This is a genomic window from Actinomycetospora straminea, assembly GCF_028737255.1.
Taxonomy (GTDB): domain Bacteria; phylum Actinomycetota; class Actinomycetes; order Mycobacteriales; family Pseudonocardiaceae; genus Actinomycetospora; species Actinomycetospora straminea.
Genome location: NZ_JAQZAN010000003.1, coordinates 139,552 through 165,422, shown reverse-complemented (window position 1 = coordinate 165,422; position 25,871 = coordinate 139,552). Strand labels below are relative to the sequence as shown.

Genomic DNA, 25,871 nt, shown 5'->3' with positions numbered 1-25,871 from the left:
TCGCCGACGTGCCGGCGTCCCGTGACGGCTCCACGCGGGCCCACTGTAGTGGGTGCTGCGCGCACCCTGAGCACACACCGTCCCTCCCCGGACCATCCGGGACACGGCCTCCGGGAGCGGGTCGTTCGTCACCGGTCGATCACGTCTGGCACGCTGCCCCGTCGACAACGTGTGATGACCTCGTACACAGCGCGTCACGTCGTCGGGGACGGCGCGCACCGCGGGGTCGGGAGGTGCACCGTGACGCGAGGCCCGGGGCCCGCGAGCCACGAGCCGGACGGGCCGGGCCCGGCGGGCCCCCTGCCCCTGCCCCCGCCCCTGCCCGCCGACGAGTGCGACACCACGGTGCTGCCCGTGGTCGGCGCGGCCGAGACGGGCCGCACGGCGCCCGCGCTGCCGGAGGTCCCCGCGATCGCCGACATCGCCGCGCCCGGGCGCCCGGACGTCTCGGCCGTCGTCGACGCCGTCGGCGCCCCCGAGGAACCCCCGGCCCGACGCCGCCCCCGCCCCTCGCGGCACATGCGGGCGCGCGCCGACGAGATGGCGCGCCTCCTGTCCCGCGCGCCCGGGACCGGGCACCGGGAGCGCCGCGGCCTGTCGTCGGTGCCGGCGGCCGCCGCGGTGCTCGCCGCCGTCGCGGTCGGCGGGGTGGGCATCGCCCTCGGTCTCGACGCCCAACGGACCGGGGCGCAGATCGCGCTCCCCGGTCTCCCCGACGTGCCGGCCGAGCCGACACCGGTCCCGGAGACCGACGGCACCACCACCGTCCCGACGGTCGACACCGGCGTCGTCGGGGCGCTCGAGCCCGACGTCTCCGTGCGGGTCGTCGAGCCCTCGTCGGTCGCCGTCGACGCCCGGCGCGCGCCGCAGCCGGTCGTACCCCCGCGCGCGACGACCTCGTCGGCGCGGACCCGGCCGAGCGCCACGACCCCGCGCTCGACCACCCCCGACCGCCCCACCACGTCCACCCCGACCCCGCGCTCCACGGCCTCGGCCACCCCGCGCGCGGACGGCGGCGAGGCCGCGGCCCCGCGGGAGGACGCGGCCGTCGGGAGCCGGGGCCTCGACGAGGTCGACGACGGGTCCGCGACCTCGTCGTCGCCCCTCGACGGCGGATCCACCACCGCGAACTGACGCGGCCGGGCGCCCGTCCGGCGACACACGATCGCGGCCCCCGCGGACCACGGAGATCGACGACGAGGAGCGGTCGTCCCGCGACGACGGGTGACGCGGCCGATCGGCGGCGTCACCCGATCCGGGGGTCGCCGGACTCCGCTCACCGGGCGTGGCCCTACGCTGACCGCACGGGGACACGACGGAGCGGTACCGGAGGCGACCGGGAGTAGCGTTCGCAGGTCGAGGACAGCCGCTAGGGTGGCGCGACGCCGGGGGAGATCAGTCATCCGGGACGAGGAGTCGACCAGACGTGACCGCAGCGAGGGACGACCGATCCCTGGCGGGGGGACCGCTCGGCCGGTCACCAGCGCCGGGGGGCGCCCGCGACCGTGACCTCCGGGACGACCACCGCATGGAGGCCCGGGACGGCTACCGGGGCGGTCCGCGGGGCGCCGAGGCCCACGACGGCCGCCGGTCCGAGCCCGACGGCTACGAGACGTCCTCCGGCCCCTTCTCCCGCCCCCTCGGCTCCGGTCGCCCGGCCGGTCCCGACGAGACCGACAGCTCGGTCTTCGACATCGCCGACGATCGCCGTGACGGCCCGTCGTACCGACCGTCCACACCCGGATCCGATCGCCCGGATCCCTACCGCTCGGCGTCCGAGGGGAGCTCGATGACCTACCCGCCCGGCTCGTACGGTCGGCAGTCCGGCGTGCGCTCCTATCCGGGGTCCACGCCGGCGGCCGCGCCGCCGGCCCCCTACGACGGTGGCCGGTACGACGGGGGCCGGCACAACGGTCCGTCGTCGATGCCGCCGATCCCCACCGCGCCGCCGCCCGCGCCGCCCGCGCCGCCCGCGCCGGCCCCGAACGCCTCGTCGGGCTGGGCGCCCGAGGGCGTCGGGCTGCCGGCGCCGCGCGAGGCCGCCGCGTCGAACGACGTGCACGACATGGTGTCGTTGATCCGGTCGAGCTTCGCCGCGGTCGCGCCGCGCTCCGACGAGCTGACCCAGCTGTTCTACGGCTGGCTGTTCCGGATCGCGCCCGAGACGCGCGAGCTGTTCCCGGTCACCATGGAGCTGCAGCGCACGCGGCTGCTGCGCGCGCTGGTCCACGTGGTGCAGATGGTCGACCGCCCCGACGAGCTGTCGGTCTTCCTGCGCCAGCTCGGCCGCGACCACCGCAAGTTCGGGGTCATCGGCGAGCACTACGACAAGGTCGGCGAGGCCCTGCTCGGCGCGCTGCGCGAGACGGCCGGGCCGTCGCTGTGGACCCGCGAGGTCGAGGAGGCGTGGAGCGGCGCGTACGGGATCGTCGCCCAGGCCATGCGCGAGGCGGCCGACGCCGAGCGCGGCCCCGCGGTGTGGATGGCCCGCGTCATGGAGCACCGGCGGATCTCCCAGGACCTCGCCGTGGTCCGGGTGCAGACCAGCCAGCCGGTGCCCTACCAGGCCGGGCAGTACGTCAGTGTCGAGACACCGCAGCGCCCGCGGATGTGGCGCTCGATGTCCCCGGCCAACGCGCCGGGCCCCGACTGCGTGCTCGAGTTCCACGTGCGCACGGTCCCGGGCGGCTGGGTCAGCCGGGCGATCGTGTCGCACGCCCGCGTCGGCGACGTCTGGCGCATCGGCCCGCCCATGGGCCAGATGACGCTCGACCCCCGCTCGCGCTCCGACCTGCTCATGGTCGCCGGCGGCACCGGCCTCGCGCCGGCCCGCGCGATCATCGAGCAGCTCATCATCGACGGCACCGACCGCAAGGTCGCGCTGTTCGTCGGCGGGCGCACCTGGGCCGACCTCTACGACATCGAGGCCCTGCGCCGCAGCGCCCAGGAGAACCCCTGGCTGTCGGTCGTGCCCGTGGTCGAGGACGACGGCCGCGCCCACGGCGCGGAGACCGGCACGGTGGGCGAGGTCGTCGCCCGCTACGGCGCCTGGGCCGACCGGGAGATCACGGTCAGCGGCTCGCCGCCCATGGTGCGCGCGACCGTCAACGCGCTGCTCGACGCCGGGACGCCGTTCCTCAACATCCACTACGACCCGTACCACACGGACTGAGCCGTCCCGGGCGACGTCGATCGCCCGGACGCCGCGCCTCGTGGAGGAACGAACGGCGCCGCTGCGTCGAAGCAGCGGCGCCGTTCGTTCGTCCCGGGGCGGTCCCTCAGGCGCTGGCGGCCTGGCGCGGGGTCATCTCGACCGAGAGCTCCGGCGGCTTGGCCAGCGTCTGGAACACGACGCAGTAGCGCTCGGTGAGCTTGTGCAGCGTGGCGAGGGTGTCGGCGTCGGCGTCGGTGTCGAGGTCGAAGCGCAGGCGGACCTCGCGGAACCCGACCGGCGCGTCCTTGGCGACGCCCAGGGTGCCGCGGAAGTCGAGGTCGCCCTCGGCGTGCACGTTGCCGCCGCGGATCTCGACGCCCATCGACGTGGACACGGCGCGCAGGGTGACGCCGGCGCAGGCGACGAGCGCCTCGAGCAGCATGTCCCCGGAGCAGAGCTGGGTGCCGTCGCCGCCGGTCGCGGGGTGCAGCCCGGCCTCGACGAGCGCCTGGGACGTCTGCACGCGGCAGGCGATGCCCGAGCCGTCGACGTCGCCGTCGGCCTTGAGCGTGACGACCGCCGACTCGGGGTCCTCCTTGTACTGCGACTTGAGCGGGCCCTGGGTCTCGGCGAGCTTCGTCTTGTCCATGACCGCGAGTCTCCCCCGTGATCGGTCGTGCGTCACCCGGTCGTCACGGGGGTGCGCACCCGACGGGGTCGGCAAGCCGCCACGGCGACGGCCCCGACCAGCGAGAACGCGACGAGCAGCGGCAGCGCGTCGTTCCAGCCCTCGACCAGCGCGGCCGGGCCGGCGCCGAGGGAGGGGCGGGTGGCGACGACGGCGATGACGGTGGTCCCGATCGCCGAGCCGACGTAGCGGGCGGTGTTGTTGGCGCCGCCGCCCATCGCCCCGCGGCCCGGGGGCACGCTGGCGACGGCCTCGCGGCCCAGCGACGCGTTGACGACCCCGCTCGCCGCGCCGGCGACCGCGAGCCCCGGCACGAGCGAGAGCGGGCTGTCGCCGATCGCGAGCCCCAGCAGCAGGAGCTGGCCGAGTGCCACCACGGCGAGGCCGGCGGCGAGCAGGAGCCGCCCCGACCACGCGGCGGGCAGGCGGCGGGCGAGCAGCGCGGTGACGACGCTCGTGCCCGACCACGCGAGCAGCAGCAGCGCCCCGACCAGCGCGGTGCTGCCCAGCCCGCGCTCGACGACGGTGGGCAGGAAGGAGGTCGACGCGATGATGCCCATCCCCGTCGCGAGCGCCCCGACGGTGGCGGCGACGAACGCCGGCGAGGCGAACAGGCCCAGGTCGAGCATGGGGGCGGCGCGCCGGCGCTCGACGACGACGAACACCGCGAGCAGCACGACGCCGGCCGCCAGCAGCGCGAGCACGCCGGGCCGGGCGAACCCCGAGCGGCCCTCGACGAGGCCGGCGAGCAGCGCGGCGAGGCCGGCCGCGAGGACGAGGACGCCGGGCAGGTCGATCGGGCGCGGGACGTCGGCGCGGGACTCCGGCACCGCGCGGGCGGCCACGACGGCGAGGACCGCCGCGGCGAGCGCGGCGGCCCAGTAGGCGCCGGTCCAGCCGACGACGCGGTCGAGGCCCGACGCGAGGAACGGGCCCGCGGCGATCCCGGCGCCCAGGCTCGCCCCCCACACGCTGCTGGCCGTGCGCGCCTCGTGGGTGCCGGCGGGGAAGGCGTGGCCGAGGAGCCCCTGGCTGCAGGCGACCAGCGCCGCCGCCCCGATGCCCTGCAGCACGCGCGCGACGACGAGCACGAGCGCGTTCGGGGCCAGCGCGCCGAGGACCGACGACGCCGCCAGCACCCCGGCGCCGAGCACGAGGACCCGCCGCCGGCCGAGGTCGTCGCCGAGCGCGCCCACCGAGAGCAGCGCGACGCCGAGCCCGATGCTCATCGAGCTGAGGATCCAGGCCTGCGCCTCCGGGCCCGCCCCGAGCGTCGTGGCCGTCGAGGGCAGCGTCGCGAGCGGCGTCGTGAAGACGACGAGCGCGAGGAACGTGGCGGTCCCGGCGACGGCGAGCACGGCGCGGGGGCGTTCGACCGGGGTCACGTCGCAGCACGCTAGCAGTTGTGGTTCGGCCATTGAACCTCAGCGGCGGTGACGGTTACCGTGGCCGCGTGCCGCTGGGCAAGGACTACGACCGTCAGGACTGCGCGCTCGCCCGCGCGCTCGAGGTCGTCGGCGAGCGCTGGACGATGCTGGTGCTGCGCGACTGCTTCTTCGGCGTCCGCCGTTTCGCCGACCTGCGCGCCCACCTCGACATCCCCCGCGCCGTGCTCTCCGACCGGTTGGCGACCCTCGTCGACGCCGGCATCCTCGAACGCCGCCCCTACGCCGCCGGCCGCGACGAGTACGTGCTCACCGAGGACGGGCTCGACCTGTGGCCCGCGCTGTTCTCCCTCGCCCGGTGGGGCGACCGGCACCGCGTGGGGCCCGGCGGCGGGCGGCGCCGGTTCCGCCACGCCGACTGCCCGGCCGGCGGCGCCGACCTCGCCGCCGGCGCCGTCTGCCCCGCGTGCGGGACGCTGCCGGCGCCGTCGTCGCTGGAGACGCGGGCGCTCGACCCCGACGACGACGACGGCACCCGCCCCGAGCGCGACGACGCCGTCAGCCGCGCCCTGCGCCGCCCCCACCGGCTCCTGGCGCCGCTGCCGTGAGCCTCACGTGAGCGGAGTTCACGGTCAGGACCGTGAATACCGCTCACATGGCCCGGTCACCAGGCGCCCACCGGCCGGCGGATGGCGACGTTCGCGTGGTTGAACAGGTTGGTCAGGGCGATCTGCGCGACGAGCCCGGCCAGCGCCGTCTCGTCGAAGTGCCGGGCCGCCTCGGCCCAGACCTCGTCGGACACCGGGTCGGGCCGGTCGGCGATGCGCGTCGCCGCCTCCGCCAGCGCGAGCGCCGCCCGCTCGGCGTCGGAGTAGCCCGGCGCCTCGCGCCACACCGGCAGCATGTCGATCCGCTCGTCGGGCTCGCCGTTCTTGCGCAGCCCCTTCGTGCCCGTGTCGACGCAGAACGCGCAGCCGTTGATCTGGCTGACGCGCAGGTGCACGAGCTCCAGCGTCGCGTCCGGCACGCCCGCGGCGCGGATGGTGCCGATCATCGACCCCACCGCCTCACCGAAGCCGGGCAGCGCGCGGGTGAAGTGTTCGAGACGTCCGGCCATGATGATCTCCTCGATCCGTGTCACGTCGACCGGCGCTCGCCGGTCACCAGGGAGACGTCTCGCGGACCGAGGATGTGACCGATGGACGAGGACGATCTGGCTGAGCTGGCGGGGACCTTCGAGACCCACCGCCCGCACCTGCGCGCGGTGACGATGCGGCTGCTCGGCAGCCCGTCCGAGGCCGACGACGCGGTGCAGGAGACCTGGCTGCGCCTCGCGCGCACCGACGTCTCCGACGTGGAGAACCTGCGGGCTTGGCTGACGACCGTCGCCGGGCGCGTGGCGCTGACGATGCTGCAGCGGCGCGGGACACGCGCCGAGTCGGACCTCGCCGAGGCCGAGGCCGCCGTCGACGAGGAGCCCGACCCCGAGACCCGGGCCCTGCAGGCCGACGCCCTGGGCGCCGCGCTGCACGTCGTGCTCGAGCGCCTCGAGCCCGCCGAGCGCCTCGCGTTCGTGCTCCACGACCTGTTCGGCGTCCCGTTCGACGAGATCGCGACGGTCGTCGAGCGCAGCCCGGTCGCGGCCCGCAGCTCGCGAGCCGCGCGCGGCGGCGTGTGCGGGGCGGGTCGGGCGACAGCCACCCCGACCCGGCGCGGCGGCGCGAGGTCGTCGCGGCCTTCCTCACCGCCGCCCGCGACGGCGACTTCGCCGGGCTGCTCGGCGTCCTCGACCCCGACGTCGAGCTGCGCGCCGACCGGGTCGCGCTCGCCGCGGCCGCCGCCAACCCGAACGCGCCCGCGGTCTGCGAGGACATGCGCGGGGCCGAGGTCGTGGCGCGCGTGTTCAGCGGCCGCGCCGCCGCCGCGCAGCCGGCGCTGCTCGACGGCGCGTTCGGGATGGCCTACGCCCCGGGCGGGCAGGTGCGCGCGGCGTTCGACCTCGTCGTCGTCGACGGGCGGATCGTGGCCATCGAGATGATCGCCGACCCGGACGTGCTCGCCGGGATCGAGGTGGAGCTGCGGTGATCGTGGGGGCTTTCCTCGCGTTGAGTGCCAGCGTGGACGCCACGCTGACACACCCCGTGCCTCAGATCAGGCCCATCTTCGAGGCGGCGTAGACGGCCTCGGCGCGGCGGGTGACGTCGAGCTTGCGCATGAGGTTGCCGACGTGGAACTTGACCGTCGTCTCGGAGATGAACAGCTCTCGGCCGATGGTGCGGTTGGACATGCCGCGGGCGAGCAGGCGCAGGACGTCGAGCTCGCGGCCGGTCAGCGGGTCGCCGTGGGCCTGCTGCCCGTTGAGGGAGCGCACCACGGCGGCCGCCGAGCGGGAGTCGAACGCCGACTCGCCCCGCGACACCGCGCGGATCGCCGCGGTGAGCTCGGTGGTGTCGACGTCCTTGACCACGTAGCCGCGGGCGCCGGCGTGGACGGCCTCCACCACCAGGCGGTCGTCGAGGAACGTCGTCAGCACGAGCACGCCGACGCCGGGGTGGGCCTGGGTGAGCTGGCGGCACAGCTGCAGGCCCTCGGAGTCGGAGCTCGTCGAGAGCTTGAGGTCGAGCAGCACGATCGACGGCCGCTGGTGCGCGACCACGGCGAGCGCCTCGGCGGCGCTGGACGCCTCGCCGACGATGGCGAACTGCGGCTCGCGCTCGAGCACCGAGCGCAGGCCCTGGCGGACGATGGCGTGGTCGTCGACGAGGACGATGCGCACCTCGCCGCGCTTGGCGGCGGCGCGGGCGGGCACGCGGATCTCGGTCATGACCGGCTCCCGGCTTCCTCGGCAGTGTCGGTGGTGTCGCTGGTGGGTGCCGCGGCGGGCGCCGCGGGGAGCGGCACGCCGACCTCGACGCGGATGCCGCCCTGGGGCGCGCGGCGGATGCGCAGGGTCCCGCCGATCTCGCGGGCGCGCTCGGCCATGTTCACCAGGCCCCGGTGCGACCCGTCGAGGTCGCCGGCGGCGGCCACGCGCAGCGAGCGGCGCACGTGCTCGGGGTCGCCGGTGCCGTCGTCGGACACCGAGAGCACCAGGCGGTCCTTGCGGTAGGCCAGGCGCACGACGGCCACGCCCGCCTCGGCGTGCACCGCCGCGTTGAACAGCGCCTCGCCCGCGACCCGGAAGAGCGAGCGCTCCGCCGCCGACGGCAGCGGCACCGGGCGCCCCTCGATGCGCACCTGGACCCGCAGGTCCGAGGGCATGTGGACCGTCGAGAGCTCCTCGAGCATGGCGGGCAGGCTCTGCCGGCCGCGGTCGCCGGAGTGGTTGAGCGCGTAGATCGCCGAGCGCAGCTGCTCGACGGCGCGCCGCGTCAGCGCCTTCGCCGTCCCGAGGCGCTCGCGCTGGCGCTCGTCGCGGATCTCGGAGCGGACGACCTCGATCTGCATGCCGGCCGAGAGCGCGTACTGCGTCACCGAGTCGTGCAGCTCGCGGGCGATGCGGTGCCGCTCGGAGTCGAGCACCTCGCGCTGGCGGGCGACGGTCAGCGCGTCGCGGGTGTGCTGGAGCTGCTCGTTGCGCGCGGCGAGGTCCTCGGCGTGGCGGCTCGCCTCGCCGTAGAGCCGCATCGTGCGCTGGTGCAGCGCCGAGTTCTGCAGCGCCGCCGCGGTCTGGCCGGCGAGCACGCGCAGCACCGAGGCGTCGGTGGCGTCGATGGCCCGCTCGGCGCCCGTCCACGCCACGATCTCGCCGACGACGTCGCCGTCGAGGTGCACCGGGACGTGCAGGTGGTGGGGGTCGTGCGCGGGGTCCGACGCCGGGGTGACGGCGTGCGTGTGCCCCTCGCCGGCGTGCACCGCGCGCAGGTGCGCGACGACCCACGGCGGCAGCTCCGGGTCGTCGGCCCCGACCTCCTCGCCCGCCGGGCCGAGCACCAGGTGACGCGGCGCGGCCTCGGGGAGCGCGCCGTCGGCGAGGGCGAACACCACCCAGTGCGCGGTCAGGTGATCGGCGGCCGCCTCGGCCACCGCGCGCACCAACGTGCCGGGACCCTCGGTGGTGCGCACCAGCGCCCGGGAGATCCGGTCGAGGGCGTGGATGACCCGGCGCAGCCGCTCGGCCGAGGCCAGGTACTCGATGTAGAAGGACGGCTTGCCCGACCGGATGCCGGTGAGCTGGTCCAGATCGTGGTGGTCGACGGACATCGGGACTACAGGGCCGCGCGGAACAGCGTCTCGATGTCGGCCTGGTCGGCCTCGCGCGGGTTGGTGGACAGGCAGGCGTCGGCCAGCGTCATCGCCGACAGCACCGGCACGTCCGCCTCCGTCACCCCGATCTCGCCGAGGCCCTTGGGCACGCCCAGCTCGTCGCCGAGGCGGCGGACCTCGGCCGCCGCCCACTCCGCGGCCTCCGCGGCACCCGCCGTCGAGTCGGGCACGATCTGCCCGGGCAGGCCCAGGGCCTGGGCGATCGGCACGAACCGGTGCGGGTCGGGCTCGGCGTTGAAGCGGATGACGTGCGGCAGCAGCACCCCGTTGATGACGCCGTGCGGCAGGTCGAGCAGGCCGCCGACCTGGTGGCTCATCGCGTGCGCGGCGCCGAGGATCGCGTTGGTGAACGCCAGCCCCGCCTCGAGCGCGGCCTGCGCCATGCAGGTGCGGGCGCCCTCCTCGGCGGGATGGTCCATCGTGCGCACGAGGTGCTCGCCGACCAGCGCGATCGCCTGCAGCGCGTGGTGGTCGGTCAGCGGGTTGTGGGCGCGCGAGACGTAGGCCTCGATGCCGTGGGTGAGCGCGTCGAGCCCGGTGGCGGCGTTGAGCCAGTCGGGCATCGTCGTGAGCAGCGACGGGTCGACGACCGACACGTCGGGCACCATGGCGCGTCCCAGGATCGTGATCTTGGTGTTGCGCGCGGTGTCGGTGACGATGCAGAACTGCGAGACGTCGGCGCCCGTGCCCGAGGTGGACGGCACCATGACCAGCGGCGGGATGGGCAGCGCCATCCGGTCGACGCCCTCGTAGTCGAGGATCGTGCCGCCGTTGCCCGCGAGCAGCGCGATGCCCTTGGCCGCGTCGATCACCGAGCCGCCGCCGAGGGCGACGATGACGTCGCAGCCGTGCTCGCGGTAGGCGACGTGGCCCGCGGCGATCTCGTGGTCCTTGGGGTTGGGCGTCACGCCCGACCACACCGTCGGGCGCAGGCCGGCCTCGGCGAGGTGGGCGCCGAGCTGGGTGGGCCAGCCGGCGGCGCAGAGCCCGGGGTCGGTGACGAGCAGGGGCCGGCGGGCCCCGAGGCGCACCGCCGCGTGGGCCGCCTCCGGCAGCGAGCCGGGGCCGAAGAGGATCTCCGGGACGTGGAACTTCGCGAGCCGCGTGGTCCCCGCGCGCGACCGCGCCGCCGCCCGCTCGGCCGGGGTGGCCGCGGGGGCCGTCGGGAGGGCGGACGCCCCGACCACCGGCTCCACGGAGCGGCGGCGGGCGATGACCGACTCTCCCGCGCGGGTCACGCTGTCGACGAGGACCACGCTGCCCCCTTCCTGCCGGCGACGATTGAGGCCCACGTTACAGACGACGACGGGGCGACGGCAGGGTGACGAACGGGTTCGGTCGCGCCCGATCGGACGGCTCCGCGGCGCAGGTCACATCCCGTTCACGCCGCCCGCGCCGACGCCGCCACGCCCGCCCCGGCCCCGGAACCGGCCTCCACCAGGAACGCCTCCTCGCCCCACCAGCGGCGGAACACGGCGAGGCCGACGCCGTCGACCAGGCGCCGGGTCTGGCTGTCCTGGGCGAGCATCGCCTCGATCTTGCGGTCGAGGTGGGCGCCGTCCAGGCGCAGGTGCAGTCCGGGCACGACCTCGTCGGCGGGCTCGTCCAGGAACACCCCGAAGGCGGCGTTGACGTCGGCGAAGCGGCGCGTGAACCCGGGCGCGAGGACCGCGCGCAGCAGCTCGGCGCCGGGTGCGACGGCGTTCCGCGCGCGGGTCGTCCAGCGGCCGACGGCGCGGTGGTCGGGGTGCCCGGTGACGCCGTCGGGCCCGAAGGTCACGATCGTGTCCGGGGCCACCTCCTCGATGATCGTCGCGATCGCGCGCGCGGCCATCGGCTCGGTGGCGTCGGCGCAGGCGCCGTCGCGGTGGCCGAGGAAGCGGTGCTCGTCGACGCCGAGCACGGCCAGCGCCGCCTCGAGCTCGCGCTCGCGGTGGCGCCCGAGCCGCGCGGGCGGCCAGGCGGCGGGGTCGTCGGTGCCGTGCTCGCCGCGGGTCGCGGTGACGAGGACGACGCGGTCGCCCCGCTCGCGCGCGGCGAGCACGAGGCCGGAGGACAGGAAGGTCTCGTCGTCGGGGTGGGCCCAGACGCCGAGCAGGGTGCGGGTCACGCCAGCACCTCCGCGACGACGGTGACCGCGACGGCGGCCAGGACGGGCAGGGCGGGGTGGCGGGAGCGCCACGCGACGAGGGCGGCGACGGCGAGGGCCGCGTACGTGACGCCGGGGACGGCGGACCCGGCGGCGGGTCCCGTCGTCGTGACCAGCGCCGTCGCGACCAGGCCGGCGAGCGCGGCGGGCGCGAGGTGGGGCAGGCCACGGCGCAGCAGCGCCGGCAGTCGGTGCGCGGGGACGAGCGTGATGAGGACGGTGCGCAGGCCGTGGGTGGCGATGGCCGCGAGGAGGAGGGTCATGACGGGCTCCGGTCGGTGAGGCTCTCGGCGACGGTGGCCGTGACGACCCCGGCGGTGATGGCGGCGAGCAGGCCGAGCCCGTCGGGCAGGCCGGCGGCGAGGACGGCGACCACCGCGGCGACGACGGCGGCGAGGCGCCCGGCCCGGGCGCGCAGGTGGGGCACGAGCATCGCGAGGAACATCGCGGGCGCCGCCACGGTCAGGGCCGCGGAGGCGGGCAGGACCGGCGCGAGCACCGCCCCGAGCGCGGTCATCGCGACCCAGGCCGCCGCGAGCCCGCCGCCGGCGGTCAGCCAGTAGCGGCGGAACCGCGCGGGGTCCTCGAGGTCGGCCCGGCCCGCGACCATGGCGTAGGTGGGGTCGACGACGAAGTGCGGCGCGAGCCAGCGGAACCACGTCGGCTGGTCGCGGAACCGGGGTTCGAGCGCCGCCGCGTAGAGCAGGAAGCGTGCGTTGACGAGGGCGACGGTGGCGACGACCGCGCCGGCGGACGCGCCGCCGGCGAGCAGGGTCAGCGCGGTGAGCTGGGCACTGCCGCCGAGCAGCAGCACCGAGGAGAGCACCGCGGTGCCGGCACCGGCGGCCGAGCGGGCGCCGGTGACGCCGATGAGGAGGGCGAAGGGAGCGAGGCCGAGGGCGACCGGCGCCAGGTCGCGCACGGCCGTCGCGATCTCGCCGCGGGGAGCGGTGTGACGCTCGGTGATGGACATGACCGAACGATCGCGTCCGGCCCGCGGTCAGGGCGTCGGTGCCCGCTCCCCATCTTGCGCTGCGTGACCACCTAGGCCCGCGCGACGCGACGGTCCGGCACGAGCCCGAGGCGCCGGCCGGCCGCGGCGGCCTCGCGGCGCGTGGGCACCTCCAGCTTCGCGAGGATCGCCGAGACGTGGTGGTCGGCGGTCTTCTCGGAGATGAACAGGCGCCCGGCGATCCCGGCGTTGGTCAGGCCCTCGGCGAGCAGGCGCAGGACGTCCACCTGGCGCGCGGTGAGGCCCGCGGGGTTGGTCCGCGTCGTCGCGCGCGGGCGGGCGGGCACGCCGGTCACGCCGCGCCCGCGCAGGTCGCGGCGCACCTTGGCCGCGACGGCGTCCGCGCCCAGGCGGTCGAACGTCTCGAGCGCGGTGAAGATCTCGGTCGTGTCGCCGGTGTCGACGAGCGCGAGCGCCGCCTCGTAGGGCGCGCCGAGCGCGGTCCACGCCTGCGCGGCGCCGGCGGCGTCGCCGTCGAGCAGCAGGCGGTAGGGGCCCTCGGCCGGCGGGACGGGCGGGGTTGCAGGGTGCCCGAGCCGGCGCAGCCACACCGCGAGCTCGGCGGCGGACCACTCGGTGCCCGGGCGCGCGCCGGCCTCGGCGAGCAGGGCGAGCACGTCCCCGAGACGGGCGTCGGGCGCTCCGGTCACCCAGCAGCGCTCGGCCAGCGCCGACGCCGCGGGCAGCAGGCGCAGCGGCTCGCCGAAGTGGCGCGCGATGTCCCAGCCGCGCTCGAGGTGCGCGTCGGTCTCGGCGTCCCCGCGGCGCAGCGCGACGAGCCCGAGCACCAGCGAGGGCCAGGTGTGGGTGAGCATGGACCCGCTGTCGGTGAGCACGCCGCGGGCGTCGTGGACGGCCTCGTCCCAGGCGCCGCGCAGCACGCGCAGGCGGGCGCGCACGCCGCGCTGCCAGTGCTCGCAGATCGGGTACTCCCACTGGACGGTGAGCGGCAGGCTCCGGTCGAGCACCTTCTCCGCCGCGTCGAGGCGCCGCTGCTCGACGTCGAGGTTCGCGAGCTGGGTCCAGCACGTGGAGTGCTCGACCTTGACGTCGTCGCCGACCGCCTCGAGCGCGCCGAGCAGCCGCCCGCGCGCCGCGCTCTCGCCGGCCATCATCGGGACCACGGTGTCGAGCATGAGCAGCCGGACCTCGAGGGCCTCGTCGTCGGCACCGTCCGCGATCGCGCGGGCCCGGTCGTGCAGCTCGCGCGCGGTGGCCAGGTCGTTGTCCTGCATCGCGAGGAACCCGCGGGCCGCGAGCGCGTGCCCGAGGAGCACGGCGGCGCGGCTGCCCGGTTCGGCGCGGGGCTCGAGCACCTCGATCGCGGTGGTCGCGTGCTCGACGGCCCGCGCGCGGTCGCCGTGGTACCACTCGAACGAGGCGAGCGACCGGTGTCCGGCGCCGACGCCGTCGAGGTCGCCCTCCGCCCGGTGCCAGCCGATGGCGCGGTGGCAGGCGGCGATCGCCTCGTCGAGCCGGTTGGTGAGGAAGAGCTCGTGCGCGAGCAGCTCGCAGAGGCCCGCGCGGGCGCCGAGGGCGTCGGCGGGCGCGTGCTCGAGCGCGGTGGTGAAGAAGCGCGCGGCCTCGGTGTGGGCGCCTGCGCCCGCCGCCACGCGCCCGGCCCGCGCGGCGTACCGGAACACGCGCGCGTCGTCGCCGGCGGCCAGGGCGTGGTGGGCGAGCACGGCGGGGTCGGGGTCGGGCAGGGTCTCGAGCGCGGTGAGCATGCGCCGGTGCAGGGCGATCTCCCCACCGGGCGGGATGGCGCCCGCGACCGCGAGCCGGCAGATGTCGTGGCGGAACGTGATGCCCCGCCGGTCCCGGGCGATGAGGCCCGCGGTGTCGAGCGTGCGCAGCGGACCGATGCCGGCGCCGAGCGCGGGCAGCAGGGCGTCGGGGACGGGACCCGGCGCGCAGGCGAGCAGGTCCGCGAGGTCCCCGGCCTCGGGGTCGAGACCCGCGGTGCGCGCGAGCACGGCGTCGCGCACCGACGCGGGCAGCGCGTCCCCGTCCTGGCTGATCACCTCGGTGACGAAGAACGAGTTGCCGCGCGTGAGGCGGTGCAGGTGGGCGGGGTCGATGGCGCGCTCCCCCACCAGCGCGGTGACCGCCGCGACCGACAGCGGCCCGAGCTCCAGGCGCGTGGCGGCGGGGCTGCGCGCCACGTCGCCGAGCAGGGCCCGCAGCGCGGGCTGGGGGTCGGGCTCGTCGGCGCGGTAGGTGGCGAGGACCAGCGAGCGGGTGCCCGCGACACGGCGCAGGAGGAACCGCAGCAGGTCGATGGTCGCCTCGTCGGCCCACTGCAGGTCGTCGACGACCAGCAGCAACGGGCGGGCGGCGAGCGCGTCGAGCAGGGCGCGGTGGATCTCGTGCGGCGGGGCGCCGGTGTGCAGCAGGCGCGTCACCGGCTCGCCGAGGTCGGCGGCGACGTCGTGCAGCGGGCCCAGCGGGCGGGGCACGCCCAGCGGGTCGCAGACGCCCCACAGGACCTGGGCGTCGTCGGAGCCGCCGTCGAGGCCGGCGGCGAAGGCCCGTGCCAGCGACGTCTTCCCGATGCCCGACTCCCCGGCGAGCAGGACGATCGAGCCCCGGCCGGTGCGCGCCTCGGCCCACGCGTGCGCGAGGAGGCGCTGCTCGTCCTCGCGCTCGAGCAGGTCCATGGGCGTGACTCTACGTGATCGACATCACCAGCGGAATGTCTCGATCGGCCTAGTCGCCGGAGCGGAATCTAGGGAGGTCCTCCCGATGATTACTGCAGCGCGTGAGCGGAGCCTTCTCTCCCACCGGCCGGCACGACGCCGGTCCACCGGACGGGAGACACCGAGATGACCGACACGACCACCGCCGCCCGCACCGACGCCGCCACCGACGCCGCTGCCGACGCCAAGGCCGCCGACGCCGCGCTCAAGGCCCGCCACCGCACGATGTGGGGCCTGGGCGACTACCCGGACGTCGCCGCCCGGCTCATCGCCGAGCTCGGCCCCGTCCTCGTCACGGCCACGGGCATCCGCCCGGGCGAGCGGGTGCTCGACGTCGCCGCGGGCACCGGGAACGTCGCCGTGCCCGCGGCCCTCGCCGGCGCCGACGTCGTGGCCTCCGACCTCACCCCCGAGCTGTTCGTCGCCGGCCGCGCGGCCGCGGAGCGCGCCGGCGTCACGCTGCAGTGGCAGGAGGCCGACGCCGAGGCGCTGCCCTACGACGACGACTCGTTCGACGTCGCCACCTCGTGCGTGGGCATCATGTTCGCCCCGCACCACCAGGAGGCCGCCGACGAGATCGTCCGCGTCGTCCGGCCCGGCGGCCGCATCGGGCTCATCAGCTGGACGCCCGAGGGCTTCGTCGGCGACCTGTTCAAGACGATGAAGCCGTTCGCGCCCCCGCCGCCGCCCGGCGCCCAGCCGCCGCCGCTGTGGGGCGACGAGGCGCACGTCCGCGCGCTGCTCGGCGACCGCGTCACCGACGTCCAGGCCGAGCGCCGGACCGTGACCGTGGACGCCTTCGACACCCCCGACGGCTTCCGCTCCTACTGGAAGGAGACCTACGGGCCGACGATCGTGGCGTACCGCAACAACGCCGAGGACGCGGAGCGCACCGCGGAGCTCGACCGCGAGATCGCCGCGGTCGCGCAGCGTCACGCCCGCGACGGGCAGGGCCTCACCATGGACTGGGAGTACCTGCTGCTGACGGCCCGCGTCGTCTAGCGCAGGGCGGCGTCCAGCGACGCGGCCGACACCGCCGGCTCGACGTTGGACTCGGTGTGGATGGGGCCCTCGCGATCCGAGAGCGGGGTGCCCCGTCCGCCCCACTGCTGGGCGATCATCTCCGCGGCGATCGACACCGCGGTCTCCTCCGGCGTCCGCGCACCCAGGTCGAGGCCGATGGGGCTGGACATGCGCGCCAGCTCCTCCTCGGCGACCCCGGCGTCGAGCAGGCGCTGGCGGCGGTCGAGGTGGGTGCGCCGCGAGCCCATGGCCCCGATGTAGCCGATCTCGGGCAGGCGCAGCGCCACCTCGAGCAGCGGCACGTCGAACTTCGGGTCGTGGGTGAGCACGGCGAGCGAGGTCCGGGAGTCGATGCGCCCCGCCTCGGCCTCCTTCGCGAGGTAGCGGTGGGGCCACTCGACGACGACCTCGTGCGCCTCGGGGAAGCGGCTCGAGGTCGCGAACACCGGGCGCGCGTCGCAGACCGTCACCCGCATGCCGAGGAACGTGCCGATGCGAGCGACCGCGGCGGCGAAGTCGATGGCGCCGAAGACGATGAGCCGGGGCGGCGGGGCGAACGACTCGACGAAGACCTGCAGGCCCTCGCCGCGCCGCTCGCCGTCGGTGCCGTAGGACACGAGCGCCGAGCGCCCGGCGGCGAGCAGGCCGCGCACGTCGTCGCGCAGCGCGTCGTCGAGCCGCGCGGAGCCCGTGGTGCCCTCGACCTCCTCGGGCCAGACCACCAGCCGGCGCCCGAGGCGCTCGGCGGGCCCGGAGACGACGGTGGCGACGGCGACCGAACGGTGCTCCCGCACGGCCTCGGCGATGGCCCCGAGCTGCGGGAACGACTCGCGGTCGACCTTCTCGACGTACACGTCGAGGATGCCGCCGCAGGTCAGGCCGACCGCGAACGCGTCGTCGTCGGAGACCCCGTAGCGCTGCAGGGTCGCCTCGTCGGTGCCCTCCAGGATGCCGGACCCGAGCTCGTAGACCGCGCCCTCGACGCAGCCGCCGGACACGCTCCCGACCGCCTGGCCGTCGTCGCCGACGAGCATCGAGGCGCCGGGCTGGCGCGGGGCGGAGCGGAAGGTCCCGACGACGGTCGCGAGCGCGGTCGGGCGCCCGTCGGCCCACCAGCTCTCCAGGGTCGGCAGCACGTCACGCATCCCGCAGCACCTCCAGGAGCTCGGCCAATGTGGTGAGGGAATGACCCGCCAGCAATCGGTCAACGTGCGGGAGGGCCGCCGCGATTCCCCCCTGCACCGGCTCGTAGCCGCTCTTGCCCGCGTGCGGGTTCACCCAGACCACCCGGTGGGCCAGGCGCCGCAGCCGCGCGGACTGCTCGCCGAGCAGGTCGGCGCCCCCGCGCTCCCAGCCGTCGGAGAACACGACGACCACCGCCCGCCGGGCCACGCCCCGCTGGCCCCAGCGGTCGAGGAACGCCCGCAGCACCTCGCCGAGCCGGGTGCCGCCCGACCAGTCGGGGATCGCGCGCCCCGCGTCGGCCAGCGCGCGCTCGGGGTCGCGCTGGCGCAGCTCGCGGGTGACACGGGTCAGCCGGGTGCCGAGCGTGAACGTCTCCACGGCCGTCGGCGTGCGCCGGGTGACGACGTGCGCGAACCGCAGCAGCGTGTCCGCGTACGGGCTCATGGAGCCGGACACGTCGATGAGCAGCACCACCCGGCGCGGGCGCTTCCGGCGGGCGCGGCGACGCAGGTCGGTGATCTCCCCGCCGTTGGCGAGCGCCGCGCGCAGCGTGCGCCGCGGGTCGGGCTCGCCGCGCCGGGCGGCGCGCCGTCGCCGGGCCCGGCGCTTCGGCGGGGCCGGGCGCAGGAGGGCGAGCAGCTGCTTGAGGTGCTCGCGCTCGCCGATGGAGAGCTCGGCGATGTCGCGGTCGCGCAGGATCTCCTCGCCGGACGCGGCGACCCGCAGCTCCGGGGTCTCCTCGTCCTCGTCGCCGGTGCCCGAGCCCGGCGGCGGCTCGGTGAGCGCCGCCATCGTCGAGATGCGCGGCTTCGGCGGCGCCGGGCGGCCCATGCGCTGGTCGCGCGGGTCGGCGGAGAACCAGGCGGCGAAGGCGTGGTCGTAGCGCACGACGTCGTCGGGGTCGCCGCACAGCGTCAGGCGCCCCGCCCAGTAGGTCGCGACCTCGCTGCGCAGGTCGGACAGGCGCAGGGCCTGCAGGTACGCCGCGACCCGGTCGGTCGTGACCGGCACGCCGGCGTTGCGCACGAGGCGGGTGAACGCGACGAAGTCCTCGAGGACGGCGTCGGTCCCGGGGTCGGCGTCCCCGCTGTCCCCGTCCCTGCTGAGGGACTCGACGACGCCGGCGGCCAGGAGCGCGCCAGCGTGCTGGCGGGGGGCGGGCGCGTCGCTGCTCCCGCCCCGGTCGGCAGTGGTCACTCCCCGTCGCCCCGCTCGCCCCTCGTGGTCACGTCCCTGGTGGTCACCGTCCCTGATGGTCATGTCCCGTCGCTCCGCTCGCCTGCCGGTGCTCACGAGGCGAGCAGGGCGTCCAGCTTGTCGCGCGCCCGGTCGGCGTCCTCGCGGTACTTCAGGACCGCACCGAGCGTCGCGGTGGCCGACGCGAGGTCGAGGTGGCGGGCCCCGATGAGCTGCAGGGCCTGCGCCCAGTCGATCGACTCGGCCACGCCCGGCGGCTTGAGCAGGTCCAGCCCGCGCAGCCCGTGCACCGCCTGCGCGACCTGCTCGGCCAGCGCCTCGGGCAGGTCGGGCAGGCGCCGGCGCAGGATCGCCGTCTCCCGGGCGAGGTCGGGGTGCTCGAGCCAGAGGTAGAGGCAGCGGCGCTTGAGCGCGTCGTGCACCTCGCGGGTGCGGTTGGAGGTCAGGACGACCAGCGGCGGGGTCTCGGCGCGCACGACCCCGATCTCGGGGATGGTGACGGAGTTCTCGGCGAGCACCTCGAGGAGGAAGGCCTCGAACTCGTCGTCGGCGCGGTCGACCTCGTCGACGAGCAGCACGCACGGCGCGTCCTGCAGCGCCTGCAGCACGGGCCGCGCGAGCAGGAAGCGACGGTCGTAGAGGGAGGACTCGACGGCGTCGACGTCGAGCTCGGTGTGCGACGCGCTGGCCGAGGCCTCGAGGGCGCGCAGGTGCAGGAGCTGGCGCGGGAAGTCCCAGTCGTAGAGCGCCTGGGCGGCGTCGATGCCCTCGTGGCACTGCAGGCGCACGAGGGGCAGCCCGAGCGCCTGGGACAGCGCCTGGGCGAGGGCGGTCTTCCCCGTCCCCGGCTCGCCCTCGCAGAACAGGGGGCGACCCATGCGCAGCGCCAGGAACGCCGCGGAGGCGAGGCCCGCGTCGGCGAGGTAGCCGGTGCCGTCGAGGGCGCGCGCCAGGTCGTCCGGGCTGGTGGGTTCGGTGGTCACGCTCACCCGTCCAGCATCCCGCAGCGCCGAACGGGTAGCCACCGGACGACCGGGCAGGAGGCCCCCCGACCTGAGGGTTCCTGCTCCGAACGGCCCTGTTGACACCGTGAGGCCACGCACACTGTGGATCTGTGCTACATCGGTGAAACATCAACCGATTCATGATCATCTCCCGCTCCCGCCTGCGGATCCGTCCCTCACCAGGTCACGGATCGGTCGCAGGAGGGTGACGACGGTCGCCTGAGCACGGGTTGAAAGACCGCGTGTGCTCCGTACCGTTCGACGGCGGTTCCCGACGACACGCCGGAGTGGTGTGTGCGGGACCGGACACATCCCGGGGCCGCCGCGCCGACGCCCGTCCAGCGGCCCCGGGACTACGAGCCCCGAAACGAAAGAGGCGGACCGGACGGGCGCGAGGAACGAGAGGCCCCGGGTGCCCCGGCACCCACGGGCGGTGAGGCCGCGTGGAACCGGCCGTCGACCCGCTCGCGAGGCCCCGCCCGCGCGGCGCGGTACGGAGAGAGGTCATGGCTCGGAACACCGAAGAGTCGCTGGCGCGCGCCCTCGGACGGCGCGCGGCGCAGTTCGTGCTGGTCGGTGCGATCGCGGCGACCCCGCTCGCACTCGGCACGGGTCTGGCTTCCGCCGACACCGACTGGGACGAGCTCGCCCAGTGCGAGAGCAGCGGCGACTGGAGCACGAACACCGGCAACGGGTTCGGCGGCGGTCTGCAGTTCACCGACTCGACCTGGGAGGCCTTCGGCGGCTCGGGTGCCCCGGAGGACGCCAGCCGCGAGGAGCAGATCCAGGTCGCGGAGCGGGTCAAGGCCGAGCAGGGCATGAACGCCTGGCCGACCTGCTCGAAGAAGACGGGCAACACCGACGACTCCCCGAACGCGAGCTCGTCCTCGTCCTCGTCCTCGTCCTCGTCCTCGTCCTCGTCGTCCTCGTCGGACGAGGAGTCGAGCTCCGCCGACTCGGGCGACTCCGGCGCGGAGAGCATCTCCGCCGCGGGCGCGGCCCCGGCCGCCCCGGCCGCGGGCGGCGCGTACACCGTGGTCAGTGGCGACACCCTCAGCGGGATCGCCGCGGCCCACGGCACCTCCGTCGCGTCCCTGGCGCAGGTCAACGGCCTCGCCGACCCGGACACCCTCGCGACGGGCCAGCAGCTCAAGGTGGGCTGACCGCCCGCCCCGAGCACCTCGACGACCCCGGTCCTGCCCCGAGCTGGACCGGGGTCGTCGTCGTTCGTGGGGTGCGCGTCGGCGGGCGGGCACCTGGTGTCGCAGCGAACGCGCTGTTCGCTGCTTCTACGCGGCCGAACTCCCCGTTCGCGATCCGGCGGGCCGCGCCGGCACCGGCGTCGGGCGCGCGGTGTCGCAGCGAACGCGCTGTTCGCTGCCTCTACGCGCCGGAACTCCCCGTTCGCGGTGCCGGGGCCGCGAGCGGGGTGAGGGAGTGTCGAGCGGACGCTCGAACCACTGCGTGCACGCGGACGAACGCTCCCGCACCGGCATTGTGAAGCCCGACACACCTCTCAGCGACGGGCCGTGGCGGGCGCTCGCGCTGCGTCACATCGAGGCCCGAGAGCTGCGCGTTCGTCACCCTTTCGTGACCTCGGGCCGGGCTCACACAGCTGAGAGCCACCGGCCGTGACCGCTGCGGAGATCTACCGTTGTCGCGTCGGCCCGCGCGGCGGCGCCGACCGGAGCCCGCGCGCCGCCCTGTCCGGCGGGTCCCGTCCCCCGCAGCAGCGTGCCCGGACAGGGCTCCGACCGCCGGTGCTCCCGCCGTCCGCTCCCCCTCGCGCGACGGCCCGGCGCGGGGATCGGCGCGGCCTCGTGGAGATCCGTGGACACCGTGCTGCCCGCAGCGCCCTCTGCCCCCTCTGCTCCCGGTGCGCGGGGCCGTCACCGCGCCCCGCGCCGCCCCGGCCGTCTCGGCCGGGCCACCCTCGCCGTCGTCGCGGCGGGCGCGCCCGTCGTCCCCGCCGCGCTGCTCGCCGCGCCGGCCGCCCACGCCGAGACCGACTGGGACGCCCTCGCCCAGTGCGAGAGCGGCGGCGACTGGGGCATCAACACCGGCAACGGCTTCGGCGGCGGCCTGCAGTTCACCGACTCCACCTGGCGCGCCTTCGGCGGCTCCGGCCAGCCCGAGGACGCCAGCCGCAGCGAGCAGATCCGTGTCGCCGAGCGGGTCAAGGCCGAGCAGGGCATGAACGCCTGGCCGACCTGCTCGCGCAAGACCGGCCAGACCGACGACTCGCCCAACAGCAGCGTGCCGTCCTCGGACGAGGGCTCCTCGAGCTCGTCGTCGGGCTCGTCCTCGGACTCGGGCGACGACTCCGGCGACGACGACGCCGGGAGCCAGGAGTCCGGCTCCGGCTCCGGCTCCGAGGACACGCGCCAGGTCCGCAGCGCCACCCCGTCGTCGGGCAGCTACACCGTTCGGGCCGGGGACACGCTCAGCTCGATCGCCGCGTCCCACGGGGCGAGCTGGCGCTCGATCGCCCAGGCCAACGGCGACGTCCTCACCGACCCGAACATGATCTTCCCGGGTCAGACGCTGGCGATGGGCTGACGCTCCCCCAGGTCAGCCGCTCAGCTCCCCCGGGTCAGCCGCTCAGCTCCCCCGGGTCAGCCGCTCAGGGGCAGTTGACCCATTCCTCGGTGCCGTCGGTGAACTCCTGGCGCTTCCACACCGGCAGCTCGCGCTTGACGGCGTCGACGAGCTCGCTGCAGGCGTCGAACGCCTCGCGGCGGTGCTCGCCGGCGACGGCGCAGGCCAGGGCCACGTCGCCGATCCCGAGCGGGCCGACGCGGTGGGTCACGGCGAGCGCCCGCACGCCGGGGAACTGCCCGGCGACGTCCGCGGCCACCTTCGCCACGACGGCGGCGGCCGTGGGGTGGCCCTCGTAGTCGAGGGCGGTGACCCCGCGGCCGTGGTCGTGGTCGCGCACGACGCCGGCGAACGTCACCACCGCGCCGGCGGCCGCGTCGTCGACCAGCGCAGCGTGCTCGGCGACGTCGAGGGGCTCCTCGGTGACGGTCGCGCGCAGCACGCGGGCGGTCTCCGGAGCGCTCACTGGTGGTCCCCTCCCAGGATCTGGTCGACGGCGTGGGCCAGCACGGGCTCGAGCACCGCCAGGCCGTCGCGCACCCCGCCCGGGGAGCCGGGCAGGTTCACCACCAGGGTGCGCTTCGCCACCCCGGCCACGCCACGTGAGAGCACCGACGTCGGGACCTTGTCCGCCCCCGCGCGCCGGATCGCGTCGGCGAGGCCGGGCACCTCGTAGTCGACGACCGCGCGGGTCGCCTCCGGCGTGGCGTCGGTGGGCGCGATGCCGGTGCCGCCGGTGGTGACGACGACGTGCGCGCCGTCGGCGACGGCCTCTCGCAGCGCCACGGCGACCGGCTCGCCGTCGGGGACGACGACGGGGTCGGGCGTCGTGAAGCCCATCGCGCGCAGCCAGTCGACGATGATCGGCCCGCCGCGGTCGGTGTAGACGCCCGACGACGCGCGGTTGGAGGCCGTGACGACGCGGGCGCGGCGGGTCGGGTCGGTCGGGTCGGCGGGCCCGGTCGGCTCAGCGTCCGTCGGGTCGGGTCCAGACACCGGAGCGTCCCCCTTCCTTGCGCTCGAGGCGCACGCCGTCCAGCGTCGCCGCCGGGTCCAGGGCCTTGATCATGTCGTGCAGGGTCAGCCCGGCCACGGCCACCGCGGTCAGCGCCTCCATCTCGACGCCGGTGCGGTCGGCGCTGCGGGCGGTGGCGGTGATGGTGACGTGATCGTCGGCGACGTCGAGGTCGACGGTGACGCCGGCCAGCGGGATGGGGTGGCACAGCGGTACGAGGTCCGGCGTGCGCTTGGCGCCCATGATGCCCGCGACCCGGGCCACGCCGAGCGCGTCGCCCTTGGGGACGGTGTCGTCGCGCAGCGCCGCGGTGACCTCCCGCGTCGTGCGCACCACGCCCGTCGCCGTCGCCGTGCGGCGCGTGACCTCCTTGTCGCCGACGTCGACCATGCGCGCCGCGCCCGTCGCGTCGACGTGGGTGAGACCGGACTGCTCACTCATCCGACGTCTCCACGGCGCGCGCGGTCTCCTCGCCGAGGGCCAGGGCGTCGCCGATGGCGACCGGGCCCCCGCCCCCCTCGCGTGCCCGCTCCACGGTCTTGCGCACCGCCCCGGCCACGGCGGGCGCGACGGTGTTGTCGAAGACGCTGGGCACGATGAACAGCGGGTTCGGCTCGGCGACGACGTCGGCGATCGCCGCGGCGGCGGCCAGCAGCATCTCGTCGGTGATGCCCCGGGCGTGGGCGTCGAGCAGGCCCCGGAAGATGCCGGGGAACGCCAGCACGTTGTTGATCTGGTTCGGGTAGTCGGAGCGCCCGGTGGCGACGACGTGGGCGTGGCGCTGGGCGATCGAGGGGTCGATCTCCGGGTCCGGGTTGGCCAGTGCGAACACCACGGCCTCGTCGGCCATGCCCGCGATGTCGACCTCGCGCAGCAGGTTCGGCGCCGAGACCCCGATGAAGACGTCGGCGCCGGGCATCGCGTCGTGCAGGTCGCCCGTGGCGCGCTCGCGGTTGGTCTGCTCCGCGACCCACTCCAGGCTCGGGTGCAGGCCCGGCCGGTCCGGGTGGATGATCCCCTCGACGTCGACCGCGACGAGGTCCGCGGGCGCCAGCGGCAGCAGCAGGCGGATGATCGCCGAGCCGGCCGCGCCCACGCCGCAGACGACGATGCGGCAGTCGTTCATCTCCTTGCCGACGACGCGCAGCGCGTTGCGCAGGGCGGCGAGGACGACGACCGCGGTGCCGTGCTGGTCGTCGTGGAAGACGGGGATGTCGAGCGCGTCGCGCAGCCGCTCCTCGATCTCGAAGCAGGCCGGCGCGGCGATGTCCTCGAGGTTGATCCCGCCGTACGCCGGCGCGAGCACCTCGACGGTGCGGATGATCTCCTCGGTGTCCTGGGTGTCCAGGCACACCGGCCACGCGTCGACGCCCGCGAAGCGCTTGAACAGGGCCGCCTTGCCCTCCATCACCGGCATCGCGGCCGCGGCCCCGAGGTTCCCGAGCCCGAGCACCGCCGAACCGTCGGTGACGACGGCGACGGTGTTGCGCTTGATCGTCAGGCTCCGCGCGTCCTCGGGCCGGGCCGCGATCGCCTGGCACACGCGGGCGACGCCGGGGGTGTAGGCGCGGGAGAGGTCCTCACGGGTCCGCAGGCCGACCTTGGCGGTCACCTCGATCTTCCCGCCGAGGTGGACGAGGAAGGTGCGGTCGGAGACGTTGCGCACCCGGACGCCGTCGAGGGCGTCGAGGGCGCCGGTGATCTGGTGGGTGTGCTCCTCGGAGAGGGCGTTGCAGCTGATGTCGACGATGATCGAGTCGGTGCGCGACTCGACGACGTCGAACGCCGTCATCACCCCGCCGACGCGCCCGACGGCCACGGCGAGGTCGCCGGCGGCGGTCGCGCTCGCCGGGGCCTCCACGCGTGCCGTGATCGCGTAGCCCGGTCCGGGAACCGTCATCGTCCCGCCTCCTCCCGTGAGGTCCACCGCTGCAGGTCGTCGGGCGTGTCCAGGTCGTCGGGCACCGCGACGTCACCGATCTCCACGACCGCCACGTCGTCCCGGCCGCGCAGGAAGCCCCGCGCCCCGGCGTCGCCCGTGGCCGCCGCCCGCACAGCCTCCCAGTGCGCCCGCCCGAGCAGCACCGGGTGCCCGGCCCGCCCGTCCACCGCGCCGCGGGCGAGCACGTCCGGTCCGTCGGCGCGGGCTGCGACCCGCGCCAGCGCGGCCGGCCCGATCCCCGGGGTGTCGACGAGCGCCACGAGCGCGGCGGCGGCCTCGGTGCCGGTCAGGGCGTCGAGACCGGCGCGCAGCGAGGCCGCCTGGCCCTCGGTGTCCCAGCCCGGCGCCGGCACCCAGCTCGTGCCGTCCGGGAGCAGCTCGGCGACCTCGGGCAGGCCCGCGCCCAGCACCACGACGACCGGGTCGAGACCGGCCGCGCGCAGCGCCGCCACGGCCCGGCGCACCAACGGCTCGCCGTCGAGCTCGACGGCGGCCTTCGGCCGGCCCATGCGCCGCCCGCCGCCCGCGGCGAGCAGCAGGCCCGCGACCGTCAC

Annotated in this window: 23 protein-coding genes and 2 pseudogenes; 8 read left to right on the top strand and 17 right to left on the bottom strand. The window is 76.1% G+C overall.

Annotation, left to right across the window (positions count from 1 at the left end; genetic code table 11):
• The first annotated feature begins 240 nt into the window (after positions 1–240).
• Together PH190_RS06155 and PH190_RS06150 are read left to right on the top strand one after the other, a co-directional pair.
• Entirely contained in the window at positions 241–1,134 is an 894-nt protein-coding gene (locus PH190_RS06155) for a hypothetical protein (RefSeq protein WP_274230601.1), read from the top strand.
• 394 nt (positions 1,135–1,528) lie between these two features.
• On the top strand, positions 1,529–3,172 hold the full coding sequence (locus tag PH190_RS06150; RefSeq protein WP_337993797.1) for an FAD-binding oxidoreductase: 1,644 nt from the start codon (positions 1,529–1,531) through the stop codon (positions 3,170–3,172).
• 106 nt (positions 3,173–3,278) lie between these two features.
• Here PH190_RS06150 and PH190_RS06145 read toward each other — a convergent pair whose 3' ends face one another.
• Both PH190_RS06145 and PH190_RS06140 read right to left on the bottom strand, forming a co-directional pair.
• Positions 3,279–3,803: an OsmC family protein gene (locus tag PH190_RS06145; protein ID WP_274230600.1), complete on the bottom strand. Its 525-nt coding sequence runs from the start codon at positions 3,801–3,803 to the stop codon at positions 3,279–3,281.
• Positions 3,804–3,835: 32 nt separating this feature from the next.
• Positions 3,836–5,227 carry an MFS transporter gene (locus tag PH190_RS06140; protein WP_274230599.1) on the bottom strand — a complete coding sequence of 464 codons (1,392 nt, stop codon included), beginning with the start codon at positions 5,225–5,227 and terminating at the stop codon, positions 3,836–3,838.
• Between the two features lie 68 nt (positions 5,228–5,295).
• Between PH190_RS06140 and PH190_RS06135 the strand changes: the two genes are divergently transcribed.
• Positions 5,296–5,835, top strand: coding sequence for a winged helix-turn-helix transcriptional regulator (locus PH190_RS06135; protein WP_274230598.1), 540 nt, complete (start codon positions 5,296–5,298; stop codon positions 5,833–5,835).
• Between the two features lie 56 nt (positions 5,836–5,891).
• Here the strand turns inward: PH190_RS06135 and PH190_RS06130 are convergent, their stop codons facing one another.
• The gene (locus PH190_RS06130; RefSeq protein ID WP_274230597.1) at positions 5,892–6,344 is read right to left on the bottom strand and encodes a carboxymuconolactone decarboxylase family protein; all 453 of its coding nucleotides are present in this window, start codon (positions 6,342–6,344) and stop codon (positions 5,892–5,894) included.
• Between the two features lie 81 nt (positions 6,345–6,425).
• Between PH190_RS06130 and PH190_RS30605 the strand changes: the two are divergent.
• Positions 6,426–6,818 (top strand): annotated as a pseudogene (locus PH190_RS30605) (sigma-70 family RNA polymerase sigma factor); the annotation flags it as partial.
• A gap of 83 nt (positions 6,819–6,901) precedes the next feature.
• Positions 6,902–7,312, top strand: coding sequence for a sigma-70 family RNA polymerase sigma factor family protein (locus tag PH190_RS30600; protein ID WP_337993801.1), 411 nt, complete (start codon positions 6,902–6,904; stop codon positions 7,310–7,312).
• 61 nt (positions 7,313–7,373) lie between these two features.
• Here PH190_RS30600 and PH190_RS06120 read toward each other — a convergent pair whose 3' ends face one another.
• The 7 genes from PH190_RS06120 to PH190_RS06090 all read right to left on the bottom strand — a co-directional run bounded on the left by PH190_RS06120 (position 7,374) and on the right by PH190_RS06090 (position 15,314).
• Positions 7,374–8,051, bottom strand: coding sequence for a MadR family response regulator transcription factor (locus PH190_RS06120; protein ID WP_274230596.1), 678 nt, complete (start codon positions 8,049–8,051; stop codon positions 7,374–7,376).
• Entirely contained in the window at positions 8,048–9,430 is a 1,383-nt protein-coding gene (locus PH190_RS06115) for a MadS family sensor histidine kinase (protein WP_274230595.1), read from the bottom strand. The genes PH190_RS06120 and PH190_RS06115 overlap by 4 nt, the downstream gene beginning before the upstream one ends.
• 5 nt (positions 9,431–9,435) lie before the next feature.
• Complete coding sequence (locus tag PH190_RS06110) at positions 9,436–10,749, bottom strand: iron-containing alcohol dehydrogenase (protein ID WP_274230594.1); 1,314 nt, start codon at positions 10,747–10,749, stop codon at positions 9,436–9,438.
• Positions 10,750–10,874: 125 nt separating this feature from the next.
• Positions 10,875–11,603 carry a PIG-L deacetylase family protein gene (locus tag PH190_RS06105; protein WP_274230593.1) on the bottom strand — a complete coding sequence of 243 codons (729 nt, stop codon included), beginning with the start codon at positions 11,601–11,603 and terminating at the stop codon, positions 10,875–10,877.
• Complete coding sequence (locus PH190_RS06100) at positions 11,600–11,905, bottom strand: AzlD domain-containing protein (protein WP_274230592.1); 306 nt, start codon at positions 11,903–11,905, stop codon at positions 11,600–11,602. Before PH190_RS06100 ends, PH190_RS06105 begins: the two co-directional genes overlap by 4 nt.
• Positions 11,902–12,615, bottom strand: a complete 714-nt coding sequence (locus tag PH190_RS06095; RefSeq protein WP_274230591.1) for an AzlC family ABC transporter permease — start codon at positions 12,613–12,615, stop codon at positions 11,902–11,904. The genes PH190_RS06100 and PH190_RS06095 overlap by 4 nt, the downstream gene beginning before the upstream one ends.
• A gap of 71 nt (positions 12,616–12,686) precedes the next feature.
• Positions 12,687–15,314 carry a helix-turn-helix transcriptional regulator gene (locus PH190_RS06090; RefSeq protein WP_274230590.1) on the bottom strand — a complete coding sequence of 876 codons (2,628 nt, stop codon included), beginning with the start codon at positions 15,312–15,314 and terminating at the stop codon, positions 12,687–12,689.
• A 165-nt stretch (positions 15,315–15,479) separates the two neighbouring features.
• On the opposite strand from PH190_RS06090, the gene PH190_RS06085 reads away from it, so the two are divergent.
• Entirely contained in the window at positions 15,480–16,355 is an 876-nt protein-coding gene (locus PH190_RS06085) for a class I SAM-dependent methyltransferase (protein ID WP_274230589.1), read from the top strand.
• On the opposite strand, the gene PH190_RS06080 is transcribed toward PH190_RS06085, so the two are convergent.
• The 3 genes from PH190_RS06080 to PH190_RS06070 all read right to left on the bottom strand — a co-directional run bounded on the left by PH190_RS06080 (position 16,352) and on the right by PH190_RS06070 (position 19,741).
• Positions 16,352–17,521 (bottom strand): XdhC family protein, encoded by a 1,170-nt coding sequence (locus tag PH190_RS06080; RefSeq protein ID WP_274230588.1) that lies wholly within the window; start codon positions 17,519–17,521, stop codon positions 16,352–16,354. The two genes, PH190_RS06085 and PH190_RS06080, sit on opposite strands and share 4 nt — an antisense overlap.
• Positions 17,514–18,758 (bottom strand): vWA domain-containing protein, encoded by a 1,245-nt coding sequence (locus PH190_RS06075; RefSeq protein WP_274230587.1) that lies wholly within the window; start codon positions 18,756–18,758, stop codon positions 17,514–17,516. The genes PH190_RS06080 and PH190_RS06075 overlap by 8 nt, the downstream gene beginning before the upstream one ends.
• A 92-nt stretch (positions 18,759–18,850) precedes the next feature.
• A complete protein-coding gene (locus PH190_RS06070) occupies positions 18,851–19,741 on the bottom strand; it encodes an AAA family ATPase (protein WP_274230849.1) in 891 nt (296 codons plus the stop codon).
• A 527-nt stretch (positions 19,742–20,268) separates the two neighbouring features.
• Between PH190_RS06070 and PH190_RS06065 the strand changes: the two genes are divergently transcribed.
• Both PH190_RS06065 and PH190_RS06060 read left to right on the top strand, forming a co-directional pair.
• A complete protein-coding gene (locus PH190_RS06065) occupies positions 20,269–20,925 on the top strand; it encodes a LysM peptidoglycan-binding domain-containing protein (protein ID WP_274230586.1) in 657 nt (218 codons plus the stop codon).
• Positions 20,926–21,592: 667 nt separating this feature from the next.
• Positions 21,593–22,321 (top strand): LysM peptidoglycan-binding domain-containing protein, encoded by a 729-nt coding sequence (locus tag PH190_RS06060; RefSeq protein ID WP_274230585.1) that lies wholly within the window; start codon positions 21,593–21,595, stop codon positions 22,319–22,321.
• Positions 22,322–22,385: 64 nt separating this feature from the next.
• Here PH190_RS06060 and PH190_RS06055 read toward each other — a convergent pair.
• The 4 genes and pseudogenes from PH190_RS06055 to PH190_RS06040 form a co-directional block, all read right to left on the bottom strand.
• Positions 22,386–23,356: pseudogene (locus tag PH190_RS06055) on the bottom strand (molybdenum cofactor biosynthesis protein MoaE).
• The gene (gene moaC, locus PH190_RS06050; protein WP_274230584.1) at positions 23,328–23,816 is read right to left on the bottom strand and encodes a cyclic pyranopterin monophosphate synthase MoaC; all 489 of its coding nucleotides are present in this window, start codon (positions 23,814–23,816) and stop codon (positions 23,328–23,330) included. The pseudogene PH190_RS06055 and the gene moaC overlap by 29 nt, the downstream one beginning before the upstream one ends.
• On the bottom strand, positions 23,809–25,275 hold the full coding sequence (locus PH190_RS06045; RefSeq protein WP_274230583.1) for an NAD-dependent malic enzyme: 1,467 nt from the start codon (positions 25,273–25,275) through the stop codon (positions 23,809–23,811). The genes moaC and PH190_RS06045 overlap by 8 nt, the downstream gene beginning before the upstream one ends.
• The gene (locus tag PH190_RS06040; protein ID WP_337993796.1) at positions 25,272–25,871 is read right to left on the bottom strand and encodes a nucleotidyltransferase family protein; all 600 of its coding nucleotides are present in this window, start codon (positions 25,869–25,871) and stop codon (positions 25,272–25,274) included. The genes PH190_RS06045 and PH190_RS06040 overlap by 4 nt, the downstream gene beginning before the upstream one ends.